A 25,201-nucleotide genomic window follows, 5' to 3' on the forward strand; every position below is an offset into this window, starting at 1 on the left:
CGGCGGGGGTGCCGCAGGCGCCGCAGAACCGGGCCGCGGGCGGGAGGTCCGCACCGCATTCGGCGCAGTGCCGCGGGGGAGCGGCCAGCCGGGTCCCGCAGTGCATGCAGAACCGCGCGGTGCGGGGGTTGTCGGTATCGCAGGCCGCGCAGGTCACCTGCTCCGAGGCGGTGGCCTCGTCACTCTCGGGCCGTGACGCCGCGGACGAAGACGATTCCGCGCTCGAGGAGGCGGCGGGGGAGCCGGTCGTCGAGGAGTCGTCGGCCCCGGCGGGAGTTGTCGGCGGCAGCGAGCCCGAGGTCGTCGGCTCCGGTGTGGGTGGCGGTTGCAGGGCCGGTCGGCCCGCGGGCTGACCGAACGGCGGCGGGGGTGGCGGGGATTGCTGCGCGGCCCACGGCACCGTCGACTGCTGACCCATGCCGGCAATGGCGTTGAGACCCAGTGCGGCACCGAGGAATCCACCTTCTCCGCCGCCGTGTCCGTGCGCCATTCCCTGTCCCGCGCCCAGGGCCATTTCCCCGGCGGCGTAACGCTGGAAGTCGCCGGCGAGCCGGATATAGGTGACATCCTTGGCGAGTCGTTTGAGCCGCTCGGCGTCCTCGGGCGCCAGAGTGATGTCGAAATTACCCATGCGCGAGATCCGCATTCCGTACTCGTACAGCGTGAGATTGGTCTGGCGCACCACCGCGGACTCGATCGACTGCAGTTGCGCCGAGAGGCCGAGCACCTGCCAGTCGCCCTCCGAGATGCCGTGCGACACGGTCATCTTCATCGACTTGAGCAGCAAATCCGCGCACCAGGCCTGAACTCCGGCAGGATCGGTGAGATCGGTGGTGCCGACGAGGGAGGTGATCAGTTGCGCGGGATCGCGGACGGACAGGGCGAATTCGCCGAAGACCCGCAGCGTCACGATCTGCTCGCTGGCCGGGTCGACGATGTCGTCGAGCCGGCCGCCGAATTTGACGCCCGCGAATTCGCGCGTGGAAACGAAGTACAGCTCCGCGCGGTAGAAGTTGTTGCCGGTGACGGTGTCGACGAGCGCACCGAGTACCGGCAGCTCGTCGGCGTCGACGCGATGGCGTCCCGGCCCCATCGTCGCGACGACCCGGCCGGACTTGACGAACAGTGCGATCTGATCGGCGTTGACGATCGTCCGGCTGTAGCGCCGGATGTTCAGATCGGGCCACTTGTAGACCAGCTGATCCTTGCGACCGTCCGGGACGGCGATGAATTCCCGCTCGAACCAGGCCATATCCTCGCCCTTCCTCGGCCGTTGTCGTTATCCAGCGTACCGATACCTATCGGTATGATCTACCGCCTACCTCGGCGGATGGCATTTCCGTTGTGTTACAACCCATCCCACGTATTGAACGTGCCGTTGAATGACGGTACATTGCCCATAGATATGATCGCCGTCACGTGAAAGGTCCTCCCCCATGACAACTGTTCGACCTCCCTCGGAGGCGACGGCGCCCGCGGACGCGCTGCATGCCGAGGATGCGGGCTATCACAAATCGCTGCGCCCCCGGCAGCTGCAGATGATCGCCATCGGCGGTGCCATCGGCACCGGCCTGTTCCTCGGCGCCGCCGGCCGCCTGCACGACGCGGGCCCGGGCCTGTTCCTCGTCTACGCCGTCTGTGGAATCTTCGTATTCTTCATCCTGCGAGCGCTCGGCGAGCTGGTGCTGCATCGCCCCTCCTCGGGATCGTTCGTCTCCTACGCTCGCGAGTTCTACGGGGAGAAGCTGGCTTTCGGCGTCGGCTGGATGTACTTCTTCCACTGGTGTATGACCGGGATCGTAGACATCACCGCGATCGCGACCTATGTCCACTATTGGGGAGGGACCCGCAGCATTCCGCAGTGGCTCATCGCGCTGATCGCACTGGCGATCGTGGTGAGCATCAACCTGATCTCGGTGCGCTGGTTCGGCGAGCTCGAGTTCTGGGCGGCGCTGATCAAGGTGGTCGCGCTGGTCGCCTTCCTGATCGTGGGTGTGGTCATCCTCGGCGGCCGCTTCGATCTGGACGGCCAGACCACCGGCCCGAGCCTGCTCTCCGCGCACGGCGGTCTGTTCCCGACCGGATTCCTGCCGCTGGTCACCGTCACCACCGGTGTCGTCTTCGCCTATGCGGCGGTCGAGCTGATCGGCACCGCCGCGGGTGAGGCCGAGAATCCGGAGAAGATCATGCCGCGCGCGATCAATTCGGTGATCGCACGGATCGCGCTGTTCTACGTCGGTTCGCTGGTCCTGCTCGGACTGCTGTTGCCCTACAGCGACTTCCACGCCGGCGAGAGCCCGTTCGTCACCTTCTTCTCCAAACTCGGGGTGAACGGCGCCGGGTCCATCATGAATCTCGTCGTGCTGACCGCCGCGTTCTCCAGCCTGAACGCCGGGCTCTACTCCACGGGCCGGATCCTGCGCTCGATGGCGATGAACGGCAGCGCGCCCAAGGTGGCCTCGCGTATGTCGAGTTCCGGTGTGCCCTACGTCGGCATCCTCGCTACCGGGTGCATCGCGCTGATCGGTGTCGGACTCAACGCAATGGTGCCGGACAAGGCGTTCGAGATCGTGCTGAACATGTCGGCGCTGGGCACGATCTTCGCGTGGACGGCGATCATCCTGTGCCAGTTGCAGTTGTGGCGCTGGTCGCGCATCGGCAAGGTCGAGCGGCCGTCGTTCCGGCTGATCGGCGCTCCGTACACCAGCATCGCGACCCTGGTGTTCCTGGCGGCCGTGGTGGTCCTGATGGCCGCCAGCGACGACGACGTGCAGCGCTTCGCCGTGCTGGCCATGGTGTGCGTCATGCTGCCCGCGCTGGTCGCGGGCTGGTTCCTGGCCCGCCGCAAGGTCTTGGCCATGGCCACCGAGCGTCTCGGCTACACCGGTCAGTTCCCGGTGCTGGCGGAGCGTCCGCTACAGAACGAGGCGGCCGAGTCGGCAGCCGAATCCGGGGAGCCGGGATCAGCGCCCGACGCCCAGAAGTAGTCGCTCCCTCCGCCCCGGTACCACCGGGGCGGAGCTGTTCCCGGCCTTGGGAAGCTCGCGAGCGCGGGACCGCGAACGGGGAACGAGAATGAGGCCCCGGTTCATCAGCGGCCTCGGGAGGTTTCTCATGCCGGAGCGACCCGATACGCCACTTCCGCATCCGTGGGCGAATCGCCGCATCCGCCGCAGTGAGGTGCGCGGACCCGATGCGCATCCGTGGGCGACGCGACGCAACGGTGGGACAGAACTCTCGCAGCGACTGCGCGTCGCGGTGGACTCTCCGGATGAACCGTCCGTGCGGCAGGCCGGCGGCATCGCTGTCGAGAAGAACGGTGCCGCAACGAGTTTCGAGCCGGACCCGTTCTCGGGGCCGGTGACCGCGGATGTCGAGGTCGACACGCTCGGCACCGACACCGGATCCGGTCGCAGCGCGCGCTCGCGGCCGAGTCCGCGGCGGCTGGGCGCCGGTCTGGTGGAGATGCCGCGGGTGGTCTCGGTGGATCCGCGTGCCGCGGTGCTGGACGACCCGGAAGTGCCCGAGGAGAAGCGGTTCTGCTGGAAATGCAACTCCCCGGTCGGGCGCGCGGGCGACGCGGGCCCCGGGCAGGTCGCGGGGGACTGCGGAAAATGCCGGTCCCCGTTCAACTTCCGGCCGATTCTGCAACCGGGTGAGGTGGTCGCCGGACAGTACGAGGTGCAGGGTTGCCTGGCGCACGGCGGTCTGGGCTGGATCTACCTGGCCGTCGACCGCAACGTCAGCGATCGCTGGGTGGTGCTGAAGGGCCTGCAGAATCCGCAGGATTTCGAGGCGCACGTGGTCGCGCTCGCGGAGCGGCAGTTCCTGTCGGAGGTCGCCTATCCCGGCATCGTGAAGATCTACAACTTCGTCAAGCACCGCGGCCCGGGCCGCGATGTCGCCGACGGCTACATCGTGATGGAGTACGTCGGCGGGCAGTCGCTCAAGCGTGTGCTCGATCAGCTTGCGCCGCAGCGTATTCCGGTGGCGGAGGCCATCGCGTACGTGATGGAGGTTCTGCCGGCGCTGGACTACCTGCATTCGTTCGGATTGTCCTACAACGACCTCAAACCCGACAACATCATGGTCAGCGAGGACGAGGTCAAACTCATCGACCTCGGTGCGGTGGCGGCCATGGAGTCGTTCGGAAGTATCTACGGCACACCGGGTTTCCAGGCGCCCGAGATCACCGAGACCGGGCCCACCGTCGCCTCCGACATCTACACCGTGGGCCGCACCCTGGCGGCACTGGTGATGCAGTTGCCGCGCGACGAGCGCGGCCATCAGCTCCCGGAAATGCCGGAGCCGCAGGCACATCCGCTGCTGGTCCGCTATCCGTCGTTGTATCGGCTGCTGTGCCGGGCCACCGATCCCGAACCGGCCCGCCGATTCCCCTCCACCTATTCGATGTACTGCCAGCTCACCGGTGTGCTCCGGATGGTGCTGGCCACCGACACCGACCGGGAACATCCGCAGGCTTCGGTCGAATTCGGTTCCATGCGTGGTGATTTCGGCATCGAGACGCTGATCGGCCAGACCGACGGTATCGTCGACGGCCGCCACCGGATGCCGACCCTCGACGCGCGCGCGGTGGTGGCCGCCCTGCCGGTTCCGCTGATGGACAGCACCGATCCCAGTGCCGAGCTGATGTCCACGCTACTGCACGGGGATCCGCGCCACGCGCTGGATACGTTGCGGCGCATACGCGATCGAATCGCCTCCGGGGTGCTGGCCGACACCGGTTCCTTCGAACTCGAGGGCGCTCTCACCGCGGTGCGCGCCCATCTCGATCTGGGCGAGGTCGAACCGGCGCGGGCCCTGCTGCGGGAACTGATGCTCGACTACGACACCGACTGGCGGCTGACCTGGTACCGCGGTATCGCCGATCTGCTCGACGGCGCCTTCGAGCGCGCCTACACGCAGTTCGACACCGTGCACGCCATGCTGCCCGGGGAGATCGCCCCCGCGCTCGCGCTGGCGGCCACCGCCGAACTGGTCCTGCAACATCTCGACCTACCGGCCGATCCGGATCGCTGGCACCGGGCCGCGGTCGACTTCTATCGGACCGTTTGGCGCACCAACCACGGGGTGGTCAGCGCGGCGTTCGGACTGGCGCGGCGACTGGCCGCGGACGGCGAACTGCTCGACGCCGTCGCGGTACTCGACCGGGTGCCGATGTCCTCACGGCACTACGCGCTGGCCCACATGACCGGCGGACTGCTGCTGGTGTCGCGACCGGTGGCGGAGGTGACCGAGGAGGACCTCGCCGCGGCCGCGCAGCGCCTGGAGGCGCTGCCGGAGGAACCGCGGGCCCTGCAGTTGCAGGTCGTCGTGGTGGGCGCGGCGCTGGAATGGGTGCGTGCGGGCGGGCAGCCGCGCCGGCCCGAGGCGACCCTGCTGGGCTTCGCGCTCACCGAATCCGGTCTGCAGCTGGGGCTCGAGACCTCGCTGCGCGCCCTCGCCCGCACGGCACCGGGCCGGTTGCATCGCTACCGGCTCGTCGATCTGGCCAATCAGGTACGTCCGCGCACCCGGTGGTGAACCGGCTCAGGCGACCCCGCGCACCCGCCAGAGCACCACGGCCACCGGCGCCGCGGCGATCAGCAACAGCCACAACCAGTTTCCGGCCGCCCATGCCGCCGCCCCCGCGAAGACCGTGATGGCACCGGCCAGGACGGCCAGGGAGGGCAGCGGATTGGCCGGTGCGGGCGCGGCCGGGGGATCGGGGGTGACGGCGGGCAGATCGGTGAACAGCGCCGCCAGCTCGACGCGGGTGTCGGCCCGGGTGGCCAGCGCGGTGCGCTCGTCGAATTCGGGCAGGGTCAATCTGCCGGCGCCCAGTTGCTGTGACAATTCTTGCAGTGCGCGCTCTCGCTCGGCGGCGCTGGGGCGCGCGTCCGCCATATCGTCCATGCACAGCAGGATAGGTCCGCCACCCCCGCGAATCGCAATCGAACCGCCAAGGATGGGAACCGGCATGCCGCCGCACACTTTCGATCCACGTATGTTTCAGTGTGGTTTCCTTGATGTATGACGACCCGGACCGAGTACACCATCGACGAGCTCGCGCGTGAGGCGGGGACCACCGTGCGCAGCCTGCGGGTGTACCACGAGCGCGGTGTGCTGCCGCCGCCGCAGGTCAAGGGTCGCACCGGCTTCTACAGCGCCGAACACCTCAACCGGGTGCGGACCATCAGCCGATTGCTGGACCGCGGCATCAAACTCAACGGCATCAAGGAACTGCTCAACGCCTGGGATCGCGGTGACGATCTCGGCGACATTCTGGGCGTCGCGGAGCCCGATGCGTCGTCGGGCGCCGAATCGCCGGCCGATGTGACGATCGCCGCGACCGACCTGGCGCAGCGGTTGCGCGAGGTGCCCAACGGGCTGGCCCGGGTCGTCGCCCTCGGCCTCTACGAGCCGGTCGACGCCGGCACCTACCGCGCCGCCGATCCGGTGCTGCTGCAGGCCGCCGACCGGCTGGCCGCCGCGGGTGTGCCGGAGCCGGAGATCATCGCCGAATTCGAGCGGCTGGCGACCGAATGCGACCGGATCGCGCGCCGCTTCACGGACCTGTTCCAGCGCACGGTGTGGACTGGCTTCCAGGATTCGGCGGGCACGCCGGCCGATGTGGCCGGGCTGGCCTCGGGCTCCGAGGCGATCCGGACCGTCCCGGCACAGGCCGGCGCCGAACTGATCGGCCGGTTCGTGGCCCGGTATCTCGATCAGGACAGCGCGCTGAACGAGGCGCTCGCCGACTCCTGAGCGGTCACCGCGAAATTCCTTTACTCCCATCCCTGGGGATATTTCGCGGTATAACGTGCCGTTATCTAACGGTACATTAATGGTGTGGCCGATACTTCCGTCCATCAGCGTCGGAAGTGCACGATTGAACGGAGACACACCGATGACCGCAGCCACCTTTGCCCGCACCACCCGATCCCTGCTGCTGGCCGCGACCGTCGCGGGCGCCGCGGTCGTGGGCCTGCCCGCCGGTCCGGCCGCGGCGCAGGCGCCCGGACCGTACTGTCTGTGGGCCGATGCCGCCTTCGCCCCGGGGACGGAGGTGCATGCCGGCGGCTGGGTATTCAGTTGCCGCAGTGACCTTTTCGGCGCCGCCCGGTGGAATGCGGACGGCCCGTCCCACCGCGCCGACACCGTGGCCAATCCGGGCGCGCTCGGAAACCCGGCCGGTCGCTTCAGTCCCGGCGCACGCCAGCCGGGCACGTCCTACAACGACTACTGCGTGGGCGATCAGCTGATCGCGGGGACCGAGGATGTGTACGAGGCGGTTCCGGCCTCGGGCGGTCTGTACTGGCGAGCAGCCGGGCCGATCTCCCAGTGGCGTTTTCAGGGCGAGGGCCCGGCGCCGACCTGGCGTTCGTCGAGCCTGTGCCGCGACGGCGAACTGCTCTGATCCGGCACCTATAGGTAACGGGCGCAACCTACTTAAGTAGGTGCGCCCGAACATTACCGATGCGCGCCGCCCCCACCGGGGGGAACAATCACACGTCGGCAAGTTACGGCAGATGGGTGAGCGATGGCAGGCGTGACACTGTGGATGCAGATGTCGCTCGACGGATACGCGGAGGGGCCCGACCAGGAAATTCACTGGCCGGTGGTGGACGAAGAGCTGTGTGAGTCCTTCCTGGACGAACTACGGGCGGCCGAGGTGTTCGTCTACGGCCGTAAGACATTCGAGATCATGGCCGCGTTCTGGCCCTATGCCGATGCCGATCCGGCCATCTCGCCGTTCTACGTCGAATTCGCGCGCTGCTGGAAACGCACACCGAAACTGGTGTTCTCCCATACGCTGCGCGATCCGGGCTGGAACACCCGGGTGATCGGTGCGGATCCGATCGGCGAGATCAGCGCGCTGCGGGCGGCCTCGACCGGACCCGTCGTGGTCTTCGGCGGTGCGCAAACCGCCTCGTACTTTCTCGAACACGATCTCGTCGACGAATACCGGCTGTTCGTGCACCCGCTGCTGCTCGGCGGTGGGGTGCCGCTGTTCCCCAAACCGCTGGATACGGCGGGACTGCAGCTGGTGGACATCATGACCTTCGACAGCGCGGTCGTGCAGATGCACTATCAACAGGCCGCGCCGGTCGCGCGAACGGGGTAGTCGCAGAGCGCGGTATCGAATCCGGACACGCGACGGGGGCACGGTGGGCTAACTTGTTCCTACTATGTTCCAGCGATCGCGCATCGGTGTACTGCCCGCCACCAGCAGTGAGTTCGTGGGCAGGCTCGCGCAGCGAGAGCGGATAACCGCGCTGATCGCCCGTGGCGCACGGCTGATCACCCTGACCGGCCCCGGCGGTATCGGCAAGACCAGGCTGGCCATCGAGACGCTGCGCCGCGACGTAGACCTGTCCACGCGCTGGCTGGCGCTGGCGGAACTGGACGCCGAGACCGCGATCGCCGAACTGCGCGAGTTCGCGCCCCGGCCCGACGGTGCCCCGCACGTACTGGTGCTGGACAGCTGCGATCGGCTGGTGACCGCCCTCGCGACCGAGCTCGCGGACCTGCTCGAAGCCGACCCGGCGCTGACCGTCGTGGCCACCAGTCGCGAGCCGATCGGCTGGATCGACGAACAACTCGTTCCGGTGCCCTCGCTGGATCCCGCACAGGCGTTGCGGCTGCTGCGCATTCGCATGGAGCTCACCGGCCGCACGGCCGGCGACGGCGACGAGGACGACGATATTCTCCGGCGGATCTGTGCGCATATGAGCCACAATCCGTTCGGCCTGCGGCTGGCTGCGATCAGATTGCGGCACCATCCCCCCGCCATCGTGTTGCACGAGGTGAGCGGCGATGCCTACGACCGTCGCCTGCAATGGTCCGACAGCGCCCGGGTCGGGGTGGAAGCGCGCCATCGCGATATCGGCGCCAACATCGCGTGGTCCACCAGTCGCTGCACCCCGGCCGAATCCATTCTGCTGCAACGGTTGTCGGTCTTTCCGGGTGGTTCCGCGGGCGGCGGAGCCGATCGGGAGGCGATCGAGGCGATCTGTGCCGACGAGGCGTTGCCCGCGGCGTCGATCGAATCGACACTGGACCGGCTGGTGGAACGGTCGCTGGTGATCGTGCGGCTGACCGGTACCTCGGCACGGTGGTATCTCACCGAATGTGTCCGCCTCGTCGCGCGCGCCGAACTGCACCGGCGTGATCCGGTCGAGGCCAATCGGCTCGCGGCCCGGCATCTGCAGCTGCGCCGGCTGGAGGTGCGCCGCGCCGAGGGCTCGGCGCTGCCCCAGCAGCCGTGTGTCGTCACGGCACAACCGCCGGTCGGCGCGGTGGCGGCGGCGCGACCGGAGCCGGATCGCTGGGGGAGTCTGTCGCGGGCGGAACGTGAGGTGGCGGTGCTGGCGGCCGCGGGCTGGCCCAACAGCGCCATCGCCGTGCGCCGCCGCAGTTCGGTGCGCACGGTCGATGCCCAGGTGGCGATGGTCCGGCAGAAGTTGCAGATCACCTCGCGCGCGGAGATCGCCCGGCATCTGCCCGCCGAGGCCCGGGAGCGGATGCGCAGCGAGGCTTCGGCCCGGCGCGAGACGGCCCGGTCGTGACCACACCGTGGATATCCCAATTCGTCGGCCGGACAGCGGAACTGCGCAGCATCGCCGAACTGCTCGAACCCGGTGGGCCCCGGCTGATCACGCTGCTCGGACCGGGTGGGATCGGTAAGACGACCCTGGCTACCGAGGCGTTGCGCAGGTCCCAGCGGCCCGGTCGCGATCACGTGCTGTGGGTGCGGTTGGCGCGGCTGGAGACCGGCGCCGACGCCGAGGCGGTCGCCGAGGAGATCGTGCGCACCGTCGCACCGACCGCGACCACCGGCAGCAGCGCGGAAGACTGCCTGCTCGAGGCCTTCGCCGCGCTCGGCGCCGCTCGCACCGTCCTGGTCCTGGACAACTGTGAACACGTGCTGCATCCGGTGGCGCGGCTGATCGTCGAGCTACTGAGCGTGAATCCGGACGTCACCGTCGTGGCCACCAGCCGGGAACCGATCGGCTGGACCGACGAGCGGCTGGTGCCGGTGCCGCCACTCACCAAAAACCATGCGCTGGAACTGTTCCGGCGGCGTGCCGAACTGACCGGCCGGCCCATCGCCGCGGATCCCGCGACCCTGGAACTGGCCGCCCGGATCTGCCGGCGGGTGGACAACAATCCGCTGTTCATCCGGCTGGCCGCGGCCCGGCTGCGCTACCGGCCGCTCGCCGAGGTGTTGCGCGATCTCACCGGCACCGACTCCGAGGCGTGGATGCACTGGTCGTCGGGTGTGCGGGCCGGCGCCGACGAGCGTCATCGCAACGTCGGTGACGTGATCGCCTGGTCCTACGGGCTGTGCACCGACGCCGAACGCCTGCTGCTGGACCGGATGTCGGTCTTCGCGGCCGGATTCGACCCCGGTGACGAGGAAACCCGCAGCGGCGGTATCGAATACAGCGCGGTGGCGCAGGTCTGCGCCGACGAGGCGTTGCCCGAGCCGGTCATCGCCGCCACGCTGGAGCGACTGGTCGAACGGTCGCTGGTGTCGACCCGCATGACGGCCACCTCGGTGCGCTATTTCCTGCCCGAGAGCGTGCGCGCGTTCGCCCGCCTCCGGCTGCAGGAGCGACCGGACGGTTCGGCCTCACCGTCCGGCATGCCTGCCCGCCATCGTCGCTACTTCCGTGACAAAGTCGTTGCCGGACAGGCGATGTGGTACGGCCCCGACGAGATGGAGTGGATCGACTGGGTCCGCGGGGCATGGAACGACGTGCTGCTCGCGGTGGAGACCAGCCTCGGCGATCCGGCCGAGGCCGTGATCGGACTCGAGATCGCCACCGTGGTCATGGCATTGCGGGTGCCGTTCCTCACCGGCACCAACCGCGCGGTCGCCGGGCTCACCGAACGCGCCCTCGCGGTGGTCGGCGACGATCCGGCGTTGTCGTCGCTGCGGATCACCGCCAAGGCCCTGATCGGCTGGATCGCGGTGTGGCAGGGCCGATTCGACTACACCTCCCGCCTTCTCGGCGAATGTGCCGCCGAATGTCTCACCGATCCCGTGCTGCGCCGGGAGTGGCGGGAGCACACCGCCGACGACATCGGCCTGCCGGCCCAGGTCGAATTCACCTGGGGACTGGAACTGTTCCTGATTCGCCTGGACCTGCGCTCGATCGAGGTGTTGTCGCGCGCCCGCCGGAAGTTCGCGGCCGTCGGCGATCGCGGCGGCACCCAGCGCAGTGATCTGTTCACCGTGCTCGCGGCCGCCAGCCTGGCGACCCCGGAGGTGGCCGGGCGGGTGGTGCGCCGCCACCTGCACGACGCGGCGAAAACGGATGCGCCATGGGCGGTTTCCTGGGCCGAGTTCGCGGAACTGGTCGCCACCATCCGCCACGGCGACCCCGCGGACGCCGTGGGCCGGGGCCGGGCGGCGGTGGCCGCGCATCTCGATCGCGGAGATACCTGGACCGCGGGTTGGATCATCCATTTCTGCACCGTCGCGCTGGCCACGATCCTGTCGCGGCGTATCGAATCCGGCGCGCGCCCGGACGAGCTCGCGGCGGCCGCGCGGGAGATCGCCTACCTGCAGGGCGGCACGGCCGCGCTGCATCGCTCGATGGGGATCGCCTCGGACCGGGTGCCGCTGGTGGTGGAGGGATCGTCGGCGGCGCGCGCGGCCGCGACCGCGGTGCTCGGGGCCGAGCGTTACGCCGCCGCGGTGCGTCGCGGTGGGCGGATGCGGCCGCAGGACAACGAGTTGCAGCGGTATTTCCTCGGGCGGCTGGAGATCGTCGAGGACGCCGACGCCGGTCCGGACGACGCACGATGGCAGGAACTTTCACCCGCCGAACGCGATATCGCGATTCTGGTGGCCGCCGGGTGGACCAACAGTGCGGTCGCGGTGCGCCGCGGGACGTCGGTCCGCACGGTCGACGCACAGGTGGCGACCATTCGCCGCAAACTCGCGGCCGCCGACCGCTCGGCGATCATCCACCGCATTCCCGGCGAACTGCGCGATCGCGTGCGTGCCGAATCGCGACAGCCACCGGGACGTCCGCGCCGCACCTACTGACCCGACGTCGTTCGACTCCGGCTGTCGCCCAAGGCTTTCAAGGCACGGTCGACATCGTCGGAATCGTTGTGGACGTGGAACGACACCCGCAGCGCACCCGCTCGGGCCGTGGTCACCACCGCGGCATCGGCCAGGGCGTCGGCGGCGGCCGCGGCGCCCGGAATCGACACGATCGGCGCGCGTCCGGGCACGGGCGCGAAGCCCAGGTCGTCCAGTCCGGCGCGGAAGCGGTCGGCCAGCGCCAGATCGTGGGCCCGAATCGCCGGAATCGTCAACTCCTCCAGCAGTTCCGCTCCGGCCAGCGCGCCTACCACACCCAGCCAATCGGGCGTGGCGTCGAAGCGCCGAGCCGTATCGGCAAGTCGTTGCGGCGCATACATTTCCGCCCAGCGGTCGGCGGCCGCGTACCAGCCCGGCGCATGCGGGCGCACCCGGTCGGCGATCTCCGGCCGGATCGCCAGCAGCCCGACACTGCGAGCGCCGAGCAGCCATTTGAAGCTCGCGCACACCCAGATGTCGGCATCGGCGAATCGCAGCGGCAACCAGCCCGCCGCCTGCGAGACGTCGAACAGCAGCAGCGCGTCGTGCGCCGCGGTGGCCTCGCGCAACCGCGCCGGATCGACCGTCCGGCCGTCGGCGGACTGGACGAGACTGCAGGCCACCAGCGCGGTATCCGGTCGAACCTCCTCGGCCAATCGCTCCAGTTCCACCGTGCGTACCCGCAGATCTCCGCGGTAGCGGAACGGATTGGGTACGGAGGCGAAATCGCCTGCGGCGACCAGCACTTCGGAGCCGGGCGCGAGTGCGGCCGCGGCCGGGCCGATGAGCGCGGCGGCCGAATTGCCGATCGCCACATCGGCTGCCGTCGCGCCGTCGAGGATGCGGGCATAGGCCGCGCGCAGCCGATCCACCCGATCGTCGTAGCGCGAGGGTGCGCGATGCCCGCTCGCCCACCCGTCGAGAACCTCACGCACCGCCGTGAACGCGCGGGCCGGCGGAATGCCGTACGAGGCGGTGTCGAGATAGGTGGTGTCGACCGCGAATTCGTGGCCGGCCAGAGCGGGAACATACGCCGAGGAGGTCATGAGGCCATGGTCGCGAGCGAGTGGCCCGCCGGTCCATAGCCACCCGAGGCTCGCTGGACCGGTCGAAGGTGCCGAGCCGCCGCGACCTCAGCCGTCGTTCGCCACGCCCACGTTCGCCTCCTCGGCGCGCAACCGCTGGGCGGCCGCGTGGTCGTGGGTCGGCACCACCGTCACCGTCGCGCGCGCCAGATGCAGCCGGTGCAGTGTGCGGAAGGTCAGTTCGCGATCGTCATCGGCGAAACCGCCCGGGTAGCTTGCCTTCTGGCGGATCTTGTCGATCTGCAGGTGGTGCCAGGCGGCATCCCCGGCGAGCAGGACCCAGCCCCGCCGGGTGTGGGCGAGGACGCCGATACTGCCGGGGGTGTGCCCGGACAGATCCACCAGCACCACGGTCCCGTCGCCGAACAGATCGTGGCTCGCGGTGAACGTCAGCACCGGCGGTCCGTCGAGGTCGTATTCGACCACGGGCCGCTCCCGCAGCGCATCGCGGACGCCGCCGACCGGCGCGACCGGACCCGTCATGATCCACCGCTGCTCGACGCGGTGCATGTGGACCGGCAGTTTCGGCAGATCCAGCAGACCGCAGACATGATCCCAATGCGCGTGCGTGGGCAGCGCGAAATCCAGCGGTCGCGGATCGTGTCGACGCAGCGAGTCGACGGTCGCCACGGTTGCGGCCGGGGGCCGCACCGCGACCCGCAGGACCGCCGGGAGCTGCGCGATCGCGCGACGTTCGGCATCCAGGCAGACGCCGGGGTCGACCACGAACCGGGCCTGCGGATGCTCGACGACGAAGGCGGTCAGCGCGTTGTCGATACGGCGCGGCGTGAACGTTCCCTCGACGACCGCCGCCGTCGGCACCGACCGTGGTGCCTGCGGCAGCGCGCGCACCGAGACGACGCCTCGGGGCTCGGGCAGCCCGGCATCGGGGATCGAGGCCAGGAAGCGCCGATCGAGCCGGCGGGGCAGCATCAGCCCGCGCACGGAACCCACTGCGGCAGTGCAGCATTCGAGCACACTCGGTGTCTTCACCGGATCCGGCATGTCATTCGTCCGTTCTGTGGGTGGGCCGCGAATGACGGGATCGTCGCCACGTGTTGTGGCACGATAAAACTTAAGGTCGACATGAAGTAAAGGGGTGAGGCCGGCGATGGACGAGGGACTGAAGATCGGCGACGCCGCCGTGGCGATCGGCGTCGAGGCGCATGTGCTGCGCCATTGGGAATCGGTCGGGCTGCTGCATCCGGCCCGCAGTCCCTCCGGGCATCGCGCCTACGACGAACAGACTCTCGACCGGGCACGGCTGATCCGCACCCTGCAGCGCACCGGGTTGTCGCTGCGCCGGATCCGGGAACTCGGCATCTCCGGGCGCGACGAACGGCTGGCCCTGATTGCCGCCGAGCGGGCACAGTTGCGCCGCCGCATCGACCTGTTCGAGGCCACCGATCGCTTCCTCGCCCACATCCTCGATTGCCGCCATCCCATCCTCGCCGAATGTCCCGACTGCTCCGGTTTCCTCGCCCGATACGGCGACGAGCGCGACCGGCACGAATTCGCGGATCGAGACCCCTCGCCGCTGCCGGCTCACTGATGCAGGCGTGACCGGCTGCCGGGCCGTTGCCGCGCACTCTTGTTGCGGTACATCGCGGTGTCGACGGCATGCATGAGATCGTCGACCGCCTCGGGCTGCCGGGTGACCAGTGCGGTGCCGATCGAGGCGCCCACCGTGATCGCCCCACCGGCCACCACGACCGGTTCACCGAGTGCCGTCAGGAGCCGGGACGACATGTCGACCAGTTGCGTCTCGCCCGCGCACCGCTCGATCAGCACGATGAACTCGTCGCCCCCGATCCGAGCGGCCAGCCCATCGGGCTCGGCCGCCGCCCCGAGTCGCTCGGCGACCGTACGCAACACGCGATCACCGATGGTGTGCCCGTAATCGTCGTTGATCTCCTTGAATCCGTCCAGGTCGAGATAGCACAGTCCGATCGGCGGCTCGGCCTGCGCCAGCCGGTCGAAGAACAGCAGCCGATTGGCGAGCCCGGTCAGATCGTCGTGATGGGCTTCGTGCCAGAGCCGGTCGGCCAGCGCCTTGCGCTCGGTGATGTCGACGGCCACCCCGATCAGGAATCGCACCCTGCCGCGCGCGTCCCGCACCACCGACATGGACAGGTCGATATCGGAATGGTGACCGTCGGGCCGGGTGAGCGACGTCTCCATCCGGAAGCGGTCCAGACCGCCGCGCAACAGCTGCTGGAACTGGGTGTAGGCCTCACCGACGTTGCCCTCGCCCAGCACCGCCGCCACCGACCGGCCGAGGATCAGGTCGATCGGCACACCGAGCATCTCGGCGAAAGCGGCGTTCACATCGCGGACCCTGCCGGTCTCGGCGTCGATGGTGCCGATGCCCACCGAGGCGCCGGCGAAGATGGCGCCGAACCGGGCCTCCGACAGTTGCCGCCGCGCCTGTTCCTCACGGACCGCGGCCAGTGCGGCGCTCAGCGTCGTCTCCTGTTCGGCGAGAGCGGCACCGCGCAGGGCCGCGGTGAATCCTGCGGCGAACTCCCCGGCCACGGTGACGGCGCGGTCGCGGACGGTCTCGTAATCGGGTTCACCGGGGTCCGGGCAGATCTCGGCGACCATATCGCGGCAGATCACCGCCACCGATCGGCTCACCGCGGCATCGTCGCGATAATTCGCGGCGACCAGCGACGAGGCGGCCAGCCGGGCCGCCTCGACGCCGACGGTGCCGCGCAGCGTGCCCAGCAGTTCCTCGCACAGGCCGGTGAGCAGGGTCTCGATCTCGGTTCGCGTCAGGGTCGGCGCGACCACTCCGTCGAGTGCGTCGGCCCACCGCGCCGCCAACTCCTGCGAACCCACCCTGCAAACCCCTGCCTATCCCGTGGACCCCGTCACACCTTGTGCCCCACGCCGCCCAAACCGAGCGAGCGTCCCGGCGTCTCGTGCAGGTCACGCTCGGATTCCGGGCGCCACAGAGGTAATTCGACGACGCCCGGCTCGACCTGTTCCCAGCCGGTGAACATGTCGACGATGGCCGCGCGGTCGCGGAAACGGATTCCGACGCCGCTGGTCGATTCCTCGTGAATCCGCGCGGCCGCCTCCGGCCGGTGTGCCGAGGACAGATGGGAGATCGCGATATAGCTGCCCGGCGCCGCGGCCGCCCGCAACGCGGCGACCTGCTCGCGCGGACGTTCCTCGTCCTGCAGCAGATGCAGCACGGCGACCAGCAGCAGACCGACGGGACGATCGAAGTCGATCAGGCCGGTCTCACGGGCGCGCGCGAGCAGTTCCTCCGGCTTGCGCAGATCCGCCTCGATGGCGCCCGCGTGGTCGTTGCCCTCCAGGATGGTGGCCGCGTGGGTGACCGCGACGGGGTCGATGTCGGCGTAGAGCACCCGGATCGACGGATCGATGTCGTGCGCGACCTCGTGCACATTCCCAGCGGTGGGAATTCCCGATCCGACATCGAGGAACTGCCGGATCCCGGAGTCGATCATGAATCGGACCGCCCGGCGCAGAAAAGCGCGGTTGCTCAATGCCAGCCGCGGCAGATCCGGCACCAGCTTGCGCCCCTCCGCCGCGGCGTGCCGGTCCACTTCGAAATTGTGGGAACCGCCCAGCAGCGCGTCGTACATCCGGGCCGGGCTGGGCCGCTGCATATCCACGCCCTCGGGCGCCCACGCTGGCCTGTCCACTCGAATCCCCTCTTGCCGATCGAGAATCGGCCCGCCGGACCGCGGGGTCCGGGGCCGATCTTGTCGAAGCCCAACTGTACGCCCACGCGGGTCCGGTCCGCGGACATGCGTCGGCCGCTCAGACCAGATTGATCGAGTCGAGTACGCGGGCGCCGAGCTCGGCATCGCCGGTGATCGCGACCGCGCCCGCCCGCCACGGCAACCGCCGGGTACCCCACTGCGGAAACTCCAGCGCCAGCGCGGCGATATGGGCGGCGGCGCCGGCGGCCTGACCGGGCCGCACCCGCAGCCGCCCGCCCCGCGGCTCGATCCGCCAGGTACCGCCGCCGGGTCCGGTGAAAGTCAGCGCCACCGGGGCGTCGAGCCAGCTCAGCGCCTCGCGATGGGAACGCTCCAGCAGTACGGTGAGCCAGGTCAGGATGGCGTTCATGCGCAGCGCGTCGGTGGGTGGCGGGGGAAGGTCGAGCGCGGGCGCGATGTCGTGGCGCAGATGCGTGTGCCAGTCGAAGAGCAGCATCGCCGGAATCAGGTCCAGCCGGTACCAGCCCAGCTCACCGATCGGGAGCTGTATGCGCCGTATCCCCGCCGCGGTGAACAGCGACAGCGCCCGCACGCCGCGCCGCGACCAGGTGTCGAATTCCGGCAATACGTGACGTGTTGTGTGCGAACGTTTTTCGTCCACCAGCTGTTCGTTGAGGCGCTCCAGATCGCGAGTGGCCACGATGGCGGCGGCACTCGGGGTGAGCAGCGCGCGCACTCCGGTCGTCATGTGGATGACGACCTCGGCCACCGACCATCCGGCGGCCGCGCTGGGCGCGGCCCACTGCTCCTCGGTCAACTCCCCGCAGAATTCGAGCACCGCGCGGCGCTCGTCACTGAGGCCGGGCAGATATCGCGAACTCATCGGCAGACCTCGACGACCACCGAACTCCTCATGAACAGCGCACGCTACCGGTTCGTGGTCGCCGGGAGCCAGAGCGCGCGCCGATTTCGGCCCCGGACCGGCGCCTCGGCACGCTGCGGCAACGTCGCCGCACCCGCTGGGACGTCCGTCTGTGCCGGTGCGCCGGCGAAGGGCCGGCCGAACGGTTCGCCGAAACATTGCAGTGGTCTCGTACGCGGGCGAACCGACGGACGCCGACGACTCCGGATGCCGCGTTGTGCACGCGGCCGAGTTCGCCGCGCGCGGATCGGCCGATTCGCTGAGCTGTTGCCGATATGTCTGCCGTAACCCGGGTGTCGCGCACGATGTGGACTTGTCGGTGCCATGGGGCATGCTCTTGGCACGCAGATGTCTACGAGCCCGCCCGGAGTACACCATGTCGTCCCCACGAACCAAACCGCAACCGTTGTCCGACACCGAGATTCGACAGATAGCGGCCGAGCTCGCCGACGGCCGGCCACCCATGGTGTGGTTCACTCCGGCGGCAGTGGGAGTATCCGAGGGGCGTTCGGGCAAGGTGATCGCACTCGGTGATCCGGCCGACGGCGATTTCCTGCAGGTCCGGCCGACCGGATCGAAGGATGTCATGTCGTTCTCGCCGACCGAGGTGACATTGGCCAAGCCCGCCCGCAAGGACAAGCGCACCACCACATCCGAGACCACCGGCGCTACGCCGGCAACGAGGAAGGACACCGCAGTGAGCATGTCGTCGTCCGTGACCGCGCCGTCCGCGCCGACCACACCGGCAGCCGTGCCCGCCGCGGCGTCGAAAACGCCTGCGCCGCAACCTGCTTCGGATCAGAAGCCGGCGGCCAAACCCGCCGCCACGCCGGCCGCCCGTCCCCAGAAGTCGGCCGCGGCCGCCCGCAAATCCAAGGCCCCCGAGGTGACGGTCACCCTGTCCGGCACCGCCGACGGGGAATGGTCCGTGGATGTGGTGCACGGTAAGAAGCGCACGATCAAGGGCCTGGCGGTGGCGGGTGCCTCGGTGGCGCAGGCCGCGAAGCTGCTGCATCCGGAGGTCGCCGAGGTGGTCGACTCCGTCCTGGACGCCGTTCGCGACTCTCAGCGCGCCAAGGTCGAACAACTCCAGGCCGAACTCGAACAGGCCCGGCGCCTGCTCGACGAACTGTCCGGCTAATCGGGCCGCACGCCACAGCTCCCTCCGAATTCGCGGCCGCGGCCTTGCGTTGACACCGATGACAACGTTTAGCGTGACGGCTGCAGTGGCGAGAGGGAATTCATGCTGATCGGAGAACTGGCCGAGCGGGTGGGAACGAGCGCCCGGATGCTGCGGTACTACGAGCAGCAGGGTCTGGTCCGGTCCCGGCGGTCGGCCAACGGCTACCGCGTCTACGACGAGCACGAGGTGGATGTCGTACGCAAGATTCGCGATCTGCTGGAGCTGGGATTCGATCTGGCCGACACGCAGCCGTTCGTCACCTGTCTGCGCGCAGGCAACGAGTCGGGTGACGAATGTCCGGAATCTGTCGAGTCACTGCGTCGCAAATTGGCCGAGATCGACGACGCGATCGCTCGACTCGGCGCCGCACGCCGGCATCTGACGGATCGGATCGACGCTGTCACCGGACCGTCGCCGAAGTGTGCGTTCACCTGCTAACTCGGAGGTTTCCGGATGCGTTTCGCGGTCAGCTACAGCACGGCATTCAACGGCACCGATCCCGATCGGCTCGTCGCCTTCGCCCGGCATGCCGAGGACTGTGGATTCGAAGGGCTCTACGTCCAGGATCACATCGCGCTGTATCCGGGGGCGGACTACGGCGCGGGCGAATTGCCGCCCACCCTGCCGTATTTCGATCCGCTCGACTGCCTGAGCTTCGTCGCGGCCGCCACCCGGCGGATTCTGCTCGGCACCGGCGTGCTGTTGCTTCCCTACCGCCATCCGGTCGTGCTGGCCAAGCGGCTGGCGACGATCGACGTGTTGTCGCGCGGCCGGATGCGGCTGCTCACCGTCGGCCTCGGCAGTCTGCCGGGGGAGGCGCGGGCGCTCGGGGTCGACTACCGCACCCGCGGCCGCCGCGCCGACGAGGCGATCGACGTGCTGCGGCTGCTGTGGTCGGGCGGTCCGGAGGGTGTCGGTCACCGTGGTGAGTTCTTCTCCTTCGACGATCTGTGCAGTTACCCCAAACCCCATGGCGTGAGCGAACTTCCCATCCATGTCGGAGGTTCCAGCGCGGCGGCCGCGCGTCGTGCCGGGCGGCGCGGCAACGGCTATTTCGCCGGCGGCATGCTGACCGAGGCCGAACGCGACCGGCAATTCGCGCTGGCGCGCGGGGCCGCTGCCGAGGCGGGCCGCGACCCCGCGGCTCTCGAGTACACGCGATGGGGATCGGCCGACATCTCCGCCGACCGTGCCGGACAACTCGCCGAAACCGGTGTGCATCGCCTCGTCGTCGGATTCGCCGGAGCCGAGCCGGCGCAGCAACACGATCAGATGTCGGAATTCGCCGAACGTTTCGCGCTCGCACCCGCGGTGTGACGCCGGCTCACACCGCCGGTTCGTGCCGGCGCACTCGCCGCCGGCTCTCGGCCTGGGGGAGATGGCGCAGGTCGTCGTGGAAGGCGCAGCCGAGCGAATAGTCCTTGGCGTGGTACATGGCCGAATCCGCTTCGCGCAGTAAGTCGTAGATGGTGGCATCGGTGCTGCGCGGGCCGCTGCAGGCGATGCCGATGCTCGCGCCGATGGTCACCTCGGTGACCGACAGTTCGAAGGGTTTGCCGAAGGCGGCCAGCAGTTTCTCGGCCAGTACGGCCGCCTCGGCGCGGTTGGCGCCGGCCAGCACCACGAATTCGTCGCCGCCGTAGCGGGCCGCGACATCGTCGCGGTGGATGACGCGGCGGATGCGGGCGGCGGCGTTCGCGATGAGTTCGTCGCCGACCGCGTGGCCGTAGCTGTCGTTGATCGTCTTGAAGCCGTCCAGATCGAGAAACAGCAGGCAGATCGGGCGCCCGGCCCACAGTTCGCGATTGCGCGCCGGGGCGCGCAGCAACGCCGACCGATTGAGCAGGCCGGTGAGCATATCGTGGTCGGCCTGGTACTGGGCCCGGCGCTCGCTGCGCGCGCTGCGCACGATCGCGCGCTCGCTGCGCACCAGCACACCCACCAACAGCGTGGCGAGCAGTGTGGAGACCACCACCCGGTCCACCGTGCCGACCGGCGCGCCGACGGTCGGCACCAGCGAGGCGACCACCAGCGTCACCGCGATCACGCTGGCGCGCTGCCGGGACCGGTGCGGATGCACCCGGCGGGCGCCGCCGAGGGTGACCATGGTCGGATGCAGCGCCGCCAGCCCGACCATCGCATAGGCGACGAGCAGCGGCGTCAACAGCATGCGCGCGTCGAGATGTACCGAGCCGGCGGACTGCAGGTTGTAGCCGAGGTCGGCCACCAGGATCGCCAGCAGGCCGACGTGCACCAGCCGCAACGAGGTCTCCGAGCGCGACGACGTGACCACGGAGTGGGTGACCAGCGTCAGCAGCAAGGCATCGATCACCGGATAGATCGGCATGATCAGCGCCGAGGCGTCCCACTGCCGGGTGTTGTGCAGCACCGGGGAGATGAGAAAGGTCCACGAGGCGAGCAGGGCGCCGAGCGCGATCAGACCGGAATCCAGCACCAGATCGCGCTGACAGCTCGAGCGCCGCGGCCACAACCAGAGGAAGGCGGCGACTCCGACGCCGCCGTAGCCGGCCAGCGTCGCCAGATCGTCGTACGGCGGGAAGCCGCTGGCGGTGAAATCGCGCAGCAGTGTTCCGGCGGCGAACAAGACGCCGGAGAGGGCGAGCAGATACCAGGCCGCCGGCGCGGGCGGCCGATGCCGGCGCACTCCCGTCCCGATCATGGTCAGCGTCGCGACGACGACACCCAGCATCGCCGTCAGTGACAGCGCCGGGGATTCGGCGATCGCCAGGACCGCCACGATCGAGACGACGGCCGTCGATAGCGCTGTGCGCCAAAGCTTTTCCGGCGGACAGGTGCGCAGCGGCCGGATGCGGGTGGTGTGGTGGTGCTGTGTGCCGGATGTCATCAGCCCCCCTGGTCCGCGTCGTCGTTCAGGAACCGAGCCGCGTAGTAGGTTTGTGAATCCTCGACCGCGACTTCCACGTTCGCCTGTTCACCGACCGCACTGCGCAGTGCGTCGGCAAACGAGAATTGAGAATTGTTGTACGAGCAGATGTCCCAGCCGACGACCCCACCATCTGCCGCCAGGATCTGGACAACTGTACTGATCATGGCATGAAAAGCCACCCCGTGTCGCGCAGTTGGGGTAACAAGGGTGAAACCTGCATAGTAAATCGCATCGCGCTCGGCGTGTTGCGGAAACCGTGTCGCAAAATACTCCGGACTGATCCACGGCACGGTGTCCAGATGCCGCGTCAGGGTGGTGAGTCCGATCGGTTCGCCGGCCGGTGTGCGGGCCACGATCTTGTCGACCCGGGTGTCGGTCATCTCCGCGCGGAACTCGTTGCGATGCAGCACCTGCCGGGCGATCGCGCGCGCTCGCAGCGGTCCGAAAGCCTGCTCGTAGAGGTCGTGGAAGAGGTCGATCTCGCCGTCCGCGATCGCCGTCTCGATGGTGATCTCGACGCCCGGCCACGACGCCCCGGTTCCGAGGGCATCGCTCACGGACGATCCCAGCCGCTGGCTCGGTAGGCGGCCAGCACCAGCGCACACGTGTCGCGCCCGTCGGCGCGCACCGCGACGGTGGCAGTGTGGATCGGGCCGAAGCGCCCTGGCCGTGCGGTGGTCATATCGGCGAGGCTGGCGTTGATGAGATCCTCGACCTGCCCGGTAGTTTCGGCGGCGTGTTCCACGAACAGGCCCGCGCCGGAGCCGTCCGCACACAGGGTCCAGCCGATCCCGGCGGCCGCGGTGGCGCCGGGCGATCGCGCGTGCCCGAGGGCGTAGACGCAGTAGAGACGATCGCCCCAGCCGATCCGCTGGCGTACCCGCGCCGTCCGCCGCACCTGCGCCCGGGGCGGGATCACCGAGGATAATCGGATCAGATTCGCCTCTCCCACACCGAGTTCGCACAGGGCCGCGTCGAAGGCGGCCACCTCGGTAGCGCCCGTTCCCGTCGCCGTGCCGATCTCGATGGTCAGCGTCGCAGGTCCCTCGCGATCGCGATCGCGGCGGCCGAGTGGGTCGAGCGAAGTATGAGTTGTGAGCATCGTGTTCGATCCTTCCCGGGCTCACCAGTGTTGCATTTTGCAGGGCGATGTTTCTCTAAATTCTTCCTTCGAAGAGTGGCAGATCGACCCGGCGCGCGCCGCGCGGGCGGCGGACTGGCCCCGGAGATGCACTGGGGCGCGCTACGATCCGGGCACATCGTGACCCGGTCGACCGCTGGTCTTTCCGACAGGAGATCCGTATGCAGCCGCTAGCTCAGCCACCGCACCGGTTCGATTCTGCGGCGGCGGTGCTGGGGTCGGATCAGCTCCGGCTCGATGCCGCGCCCGTCGATTACGCCTTGGTCGCCGTGTATTTCGTCTTCGTACTCGGAATCGGACTGATGGCCCGCGCACGGGTCTCCTCGAGTATCGATTTCTTCCTGTCGGGTCGTTCGCTGCCGGCGTGGGTCACCGGCCTGGCCTTCATCTCCGCGAATCTCGGTGCGGTCGAGATCATGGGCATGTCGGCCAACGGCGCCGAATACGGCATGCCGACCATGCATTACTTCTGGATCGGCGCGGTGCCGGCCATGCTGTTCCTCGGCGTGGTGATGATGCCGTTCTACTACGGCTCCAAGGTGCGCAGCGTCCCGGAATTCATGCGGCGCCGCTTCGGCACCGGTGCGCATCTGGTGAACGCGCTCAGTTTCGCGGTAGCCCAGGTGCTGATCGCCGGGGTGAACCTCTATCTGCTGGGTTCGATCGTCAACGTGCTGCTGGGCTGGCCGCTCTGGGTATCGGTGATCGTGGCGGCGCTGATCGTGTTGTCCTACATCACCCTCGGCGGTCTGTCGGCGGCGATCTACAACGAGGTGCTGCAGTTCTTCGTCATCGTCGCGGCGCTGCTGCCGCTCACCCTGGTCGGCCTGCATCGCATCGGTGGTGTGAGCGGATTGAAGGACCAGGTGACCGCCCGGCCCGACGGCTCCGAACAGTGGCATTCCTGGCCGGGCCACGAGCTCAGCGGTTTCTCGAACAACTTCCTGTCGGTGACGGGGATCGTGCTCGGACTCGGCTTCGTGCTGTCCTTCGGTTACTGGACAACGAATTTCGTCGAGGTGCAGCGCGCGCTGGCGACGCATTCGATCTCGGCCGCGCGGCGCACCCCGATCATCGGCGCCTATCCGAAGATGTTCATCCCGTTCATCGTCGTCATCCCCGGTATGGTCGCCGCGCTGCTGATCCCGCAGATCGCCGAGTTGAAGAACACCGGCCACGGTGACGCGACCTACAACCAGTCGCTGCTCTATCTGATGAAAGAGGTCCTGCCGAACGGACTTCTGGGCGTCGGCCTGGCGGGACTGCTGGCGGCGTTCATGGCCGGGATGGCGGCCAACATCTCCGCGTTCAACACCGTCTTCAGCTACGACCTGTGGCAGCAGTACGTGATCAAGGACAAGCCCGACGGTTACTACCTCACCGTCGGCCGCCTCGCCACCGTCGGCGCCACGGCCATCGCGATCGGCACCGCGTTCATCGCGGGCAGCTTCTCGAACATGATGGACTATCTGCAGACGCTGTTCTCGTTCTTCAACGCGCCGCTGTTCGCGACCTTCATCCTCGGCATGTTCTGGAAGCGGATGACCCCGACCGCCGGCTGGGTGGGTCTGGTGTTCGGAACGCTCAGCGCGGTGGTGGTTTTCATCCTGAACAAGGCCGAGGTGTTCCATCTGTCGGGGCAGGGCTCGAGTTTCGTCGCCGCCGGCGTGGCCTTCGTGGTCGATATGGTGCTCAGTATCGCGGTGAGTATGTGGACCGCGCCCAAACCCGACGCCGAACTGGTCGGGCTGGTGTATTCGGAGACGCCGAAGGCCCAGCTCAGCGATCCCGATGCCGCGACGCTGCCGTGGTATCAGCGACCGGTGCTGCTCGCCGGGATCGCGCTGGTCATCGTGATCGCGCTGAACATCTTCGTGGGATGAGGAAGTGACGCCATGCTTTTCGATATCCGCACCATCGTCGGCTCCCTGCTCGGGTGCTACGGCCTGATCCTCGTCGTCACCGCACTCGTCCACGACACCGCGGCCGATCGGGTGCGCACCGGCGGTTGGAACATCAACCTCTGGGCCGGGATCGGGATGCTCGTCGCGGCGGCGGCGTTCCTGCTGTGGGTGGTGCTACGCCCGGTCCGTCAGCTCACCGAAGGCGAACCGGAGCCGGCCGACACCGAGCCGCCCGCCGGCCCGTCGGAACCCTAGCG

At 68.8% G+C, this 25,201-nt stretch carries 23 protein-coding genes; 13 read left to right on the forward strand and 10 right to left on the reverse strand.

What is annotated here, in order from left to right; genetic code table 11:
* The coding region (locus ACPCUW_RS31715; protein ID WP_423428899.1) for an SPFH domain-containing protein at positions 1–1,252 on the reverse strand (1,252 nt) is incomplete at its 3' end.
* A 184-nt stretch (positions 1,253–1,436) separates the two neighbouring features.
* On the opposite strand from ACPCUW_RS31715, the gene ACPCUW_RS31720 reads away from it, so the two are divergent.
* Both ACPCUW_RS31720 and ACPCUW_RS31725 read left to right on the forward strand, forming a co-directional pair.
* Complete coding sequence (locus ACPCUW_RS31720; protein ID WP_423428900.1) at positions 1,437–2,987, forward strand: amino acid permease; 1,551 nt, start codon at positions 1,437–1,439, stop codon at positions 2,985–2,987.
* A gap of 127 nt (positions 2,988–3,114) precedes the next feature.
* A complete protein-coding gene (locus ACPCUW_RS31725; protein WP_423428901.1) occupies positions 3,115–5,544 on the forward strand; it encodes a tetratricopeptide repeat protein in 2,430 nt (809 codons plus the stop codon).
* A 6-nt stretch (positions 5,545–5,550) separates the two neighbouring features.
* On the opposite strand, the gene ACPCUW_RS31730 is transcribed toward ACPCUW_RS31725, so the two are convergent.
* Positions 5,551–5,916: a DUF1707 SHOCT-like domain-containing protein gene (locus tag ACPCUW_RS31730; protein ID WP_036524529.1), complete on the reverse strand. Its 366-nt coding sequence runs from the start codon at positions 5,914–5,916 to the stop codon at positions 5,551–5,553.
* 117 nt (positions 5,917–6,033) lie between these two features.
* Between ACPCUW_RS31730 and ACPCUW_RS31735 the strand changes: the two genes are divergently transcribed.
* From ACPCUW_RS31735 to ACPCUW_RS31755, 5 genes are all read left to right on the forward strand, one after another.
* Positions 6,034–6,768, forward strand: coding sequence for a MerR family transcriptional regulator (locus ACPCUW_RS31735; protein WP_423428903.1), 735 nt, complete (start codon positions 6,034–6,036; stop codon positions 6,766–6,768).
* Positions 6,769–6,910: 142 nt separating this feature from the next.
* On the forward strand, positions 6,911–7,420 hold the full coding sequence (locus ACPCUW_RS31740; protein ID WP_423428905.1) for a hypothetical protein: 510 nt from the start codon (positions 6,911–6,913) through the stop codon (positions 7,418–7,420).
* A 123-nt stretch (positions 7,421–7,543) separates the two neighbouring features.
* Entirely contained in the window at positions 7,544–8,128 is a 585-nt protein-coding gene (locus ACPCUW_RS31745) for a dihydrofolate reductase family protein (RefSeq protein WP_030515447.1), read from the forward strand.
* A gap of 64 nt (positions 8,129–8,192) precedes the next feature.
* Positions 8,193–9,572, forward strand: coding sequence for a LuxR C-terminal-related transcriptional regulator (locus ACPCUW_RS31750; RefSeq protein WP_423428907.1), 1,380 nt, complete (start codon positions 8,193–8,195; stop codon positions 9,570–9,572).
* A complete protein-coding gene (locus ACPCUW_RS31755) occupies positions 9,569–12,064 on the forward strand; it encodes an ATP-binding protein (RefSeq protein WP_423428909.1) in 2,496 nt (831 codons plus the stop codon). Before ACPCUW_RS31750 ends, ACPCUW_RS31755 begins: the two co-directional genes overlap by 4 nt.
* Here the strand turns inward: ACPCUW_RS31755 and ACPCUW_RS31760 are convergent.
* Together ACPCUW_RS31760 and ACPCUW_RS31765 are read right to left on the reverse strand one after the other, a co-directional pair.
* The gene (locus ACPCUW_RS31760; protein WP_423428911.1) at positions 12,058–13,149 is read right to left on the reverse strand and encodes an aminotransferase class V-fold PLP-dependent enzyme; all 1,092 of its coding nucleotides are present in this window, start codon (positions 13,147–13,149) and stop codon (positions 12,058–12,060) included. The two genes, ACPCUW_RS31755 and ACPCUW_RS31760, sit on opposite strands and share 7 nt — an antisense overlap.
* Before the next feature lie 87 nt (positions 13,150–13,236).
* Complete coding sequence (locus tag ACPCUW_RS31765) at positions 13,237–14,142, reverse strand: MBL fold metallo-hydrolase (RefSeq protein ID WP_423428913.1); 906 nt, start codon at positions 14,140–14,142, stop codon at positions 13,237–13,239.
* Between the two features lie 157 nt (positions 14,143–14,299).
* Here ACPCUW_RS31765 and ACPCUW_RS31770 point away from each other — a divergent pair, with 157 nt between their 5' ends.
* The gene (locus ACPCUW_RS31770) at positions 14,300–14,740 is read left to right on the forward strand and encodes a MerR family transcriptional regulator (protein WP_064907430.1); all 441 of its coding nucleotides are present in this window, start codon (positions 14,300–14,302) and stop codon (positions 14,738–14,740) included.
* Here ACPCUW_RS31770 and ACPCUW_RS31775 read toward each other — a convergent pair.
* From ACPCUW_RS31775 to ACPCUW_RS31785, 3 genes are all read right to left on the reverse strand, one after another.
* Positions 14,734–16,029, reverse strand: coding sequence for a diguanylate cyclase domain-containing protein (locus ACPCUW_RS31775; protein WP_423428915.1), 1,296 nt, complete (start codon positions 16,027–16,029; stop codon positions 14,734–14,736). The two genes, ACPCUW_RS31770 and ACPCUW_RS31775, sit on opposite strands and share 7 nt — an antisense overlap.
* 32 nt (positions 16,030–16,061) lie before the next feature.
* On the reverse strand, positions 16,062–16,865 hold the full coding sequence (locus tag ACPCUW_RS31780; protein ID WP_423428916.1) for an SAM-dependent methyltransferase: 804 nt from the start codon (positions 16,863–16,865) through the stop codon (positions 16,062–16,064).
* A 118-nt stretch (positions 16,866–16,983) separates the two neighbouring features.
* On the reverse strand, positions 16,984–17,769 hold the full coding sequence (locus tag ACPCUW_RS31785; protein WP_064905961.1) for a maleylpyruvate isomerase N-terminal domain-containing protein: 786 nt from the start codon (positions 17,767–17,769) through the stop codon (positions 16,984–16,986).
* A gap of 415 nt (positions 17,770–18,184) precedes the next feature.
* Between ACPCUW_RS31785 and ACPCUW_RS31790 the strand changes: the two genes are divergently transcribed.
* From ACPCUW_RS31790 to ACPCUW_RS31800, 3 genes are all read left to right on the forward strand, one after another.
* Positions 18,185–18,949: a DUF6319 family protein gene (locus ACPCUW_RS31790; protein WP_423428917.1), complete on the forward strand. Its 765-nt coding sequence runs from the start codon at positions 18,185–18,187 to the stop codon at positions 18,947–18,949.
* A 102-nt stretch (positions 18,950–19,051) separates the two neighbouring features.
* Positions 19,052–19,429, forward strand: a complete 378-nt coding sequence (locus tag ACPCUW_RS31795) for a MerR family transcriptional regulator (RefSeq protein WP_064905963.1) — start codon at positions 19,052–19,054, stop codon at positions 19,427–19,429.
* A 15-nt stretch (positions 19,430–19,444) separates the two neighbouring features.
* A complete protein-coding gene (locus tag ACPCUW_RS31800) occupies positions 19,445–20,308 on the forward strand; it encodes a TIGR03619 family F420-dependent LLM class oxidoreductase (protein WP_104363740.1) in 864 nt (287 codons plus the stop codon).
* Positions 20,309–20,315: 7 nt separating this feature from the next.
* On the opposite strand, the gene ACPCUW_RS31805 is transcribed toward ACPCUW_RS31800, so the two are convergent.
* Genes ACPCUW_RS31805 through ACPCUW_RS31815 form a run of 3 tightly spaced genes read right to left on the reverse strand, consistent with a single transcriptional unit; the run spans position 20,316 to position 23,001 of the window.
* Positions 20,316–21,857: a diguanylate cyclase domain-containing protein gene (locus ACPCUW_RS31805; RefSeq protein ID WP_423428920.1), complete on the reverse strand. Its 1,542-nt coding sequence runs from the start codon at positions 21,855–21,857 to the stop codon at positions 20,316–20,318.
* Positions 21,857–22,456, reverse strand: a complete 600-nt coding sequence (locus ACPCUW_RS31810) for a hypothetical protein (RefSeq protein ID WP_423428922.1) — start codon at positions 22,454–22,456, stop codon at positions 21,857–21,859. The genes ACPCUW_RS31805 and ACPCUW_RS31810 overlap by 1 nt, the downstream gene beginning before the upstream one ends.
* A complete protein-coding gene (locus ACPCUW_RS31815; RefSeq protein ID WP_104363743.1) occupies positions 22,453–23,001 on the reverse strand; it encodes a pyruvoyl-dependent arginine decarboxylase in 549 nt (182 codons plus the stop codon). The genes ACPCUW_RS31810 and ACPCUW_RS31815 overlap by 4 nt, the downstream gene beginning before the upstream one ends.
* A gap of 200 nt (positions 23,002–23,201) precedes the next feature.
* On the opposite strand from ACPCUW_RS31815, the gene ACPCUW_RS31820 reads away from it, so the two are divergent.
* Together ACPCUW_RS31820 and ACPCUW_RS31825 are read left to right on the forward strand one after the other, a co-directional pair.
* Positions 23,202–24,923, forward strand: coding sequence for a sodium:solute symporter family protein (locus ACPCUW_RS31820; protein WP_228794972.1), 1,722 nt, complete (start codon positions 23,202–23,204; stop codon positions 24,921–24,923).
* 12 nt (positions 24,924–24,935) lie between these two features.
* Positions 24,936–25,199 (forward strand): hypothetical protein, encoded by a 264-nt coding sequence (locus ACPCUW_RS31825; protein ID WP_423428924.1) that lies wholly within the window; start codon positions 24,936–24,938, stop codon positions 25,197–25,199.
* Positions 25,200–25,201: the final 2 nt, after the last annotated feature.

The organism is Nocardia sp. AB354, assembly GCF_049538315.1.
Taxonomy (GTDB): Bacteria; Actinomycetota; Actinomycetes; order Mycobacteriales; family Mycobacteriaceae; genus Nocardia; species Nocardia nova.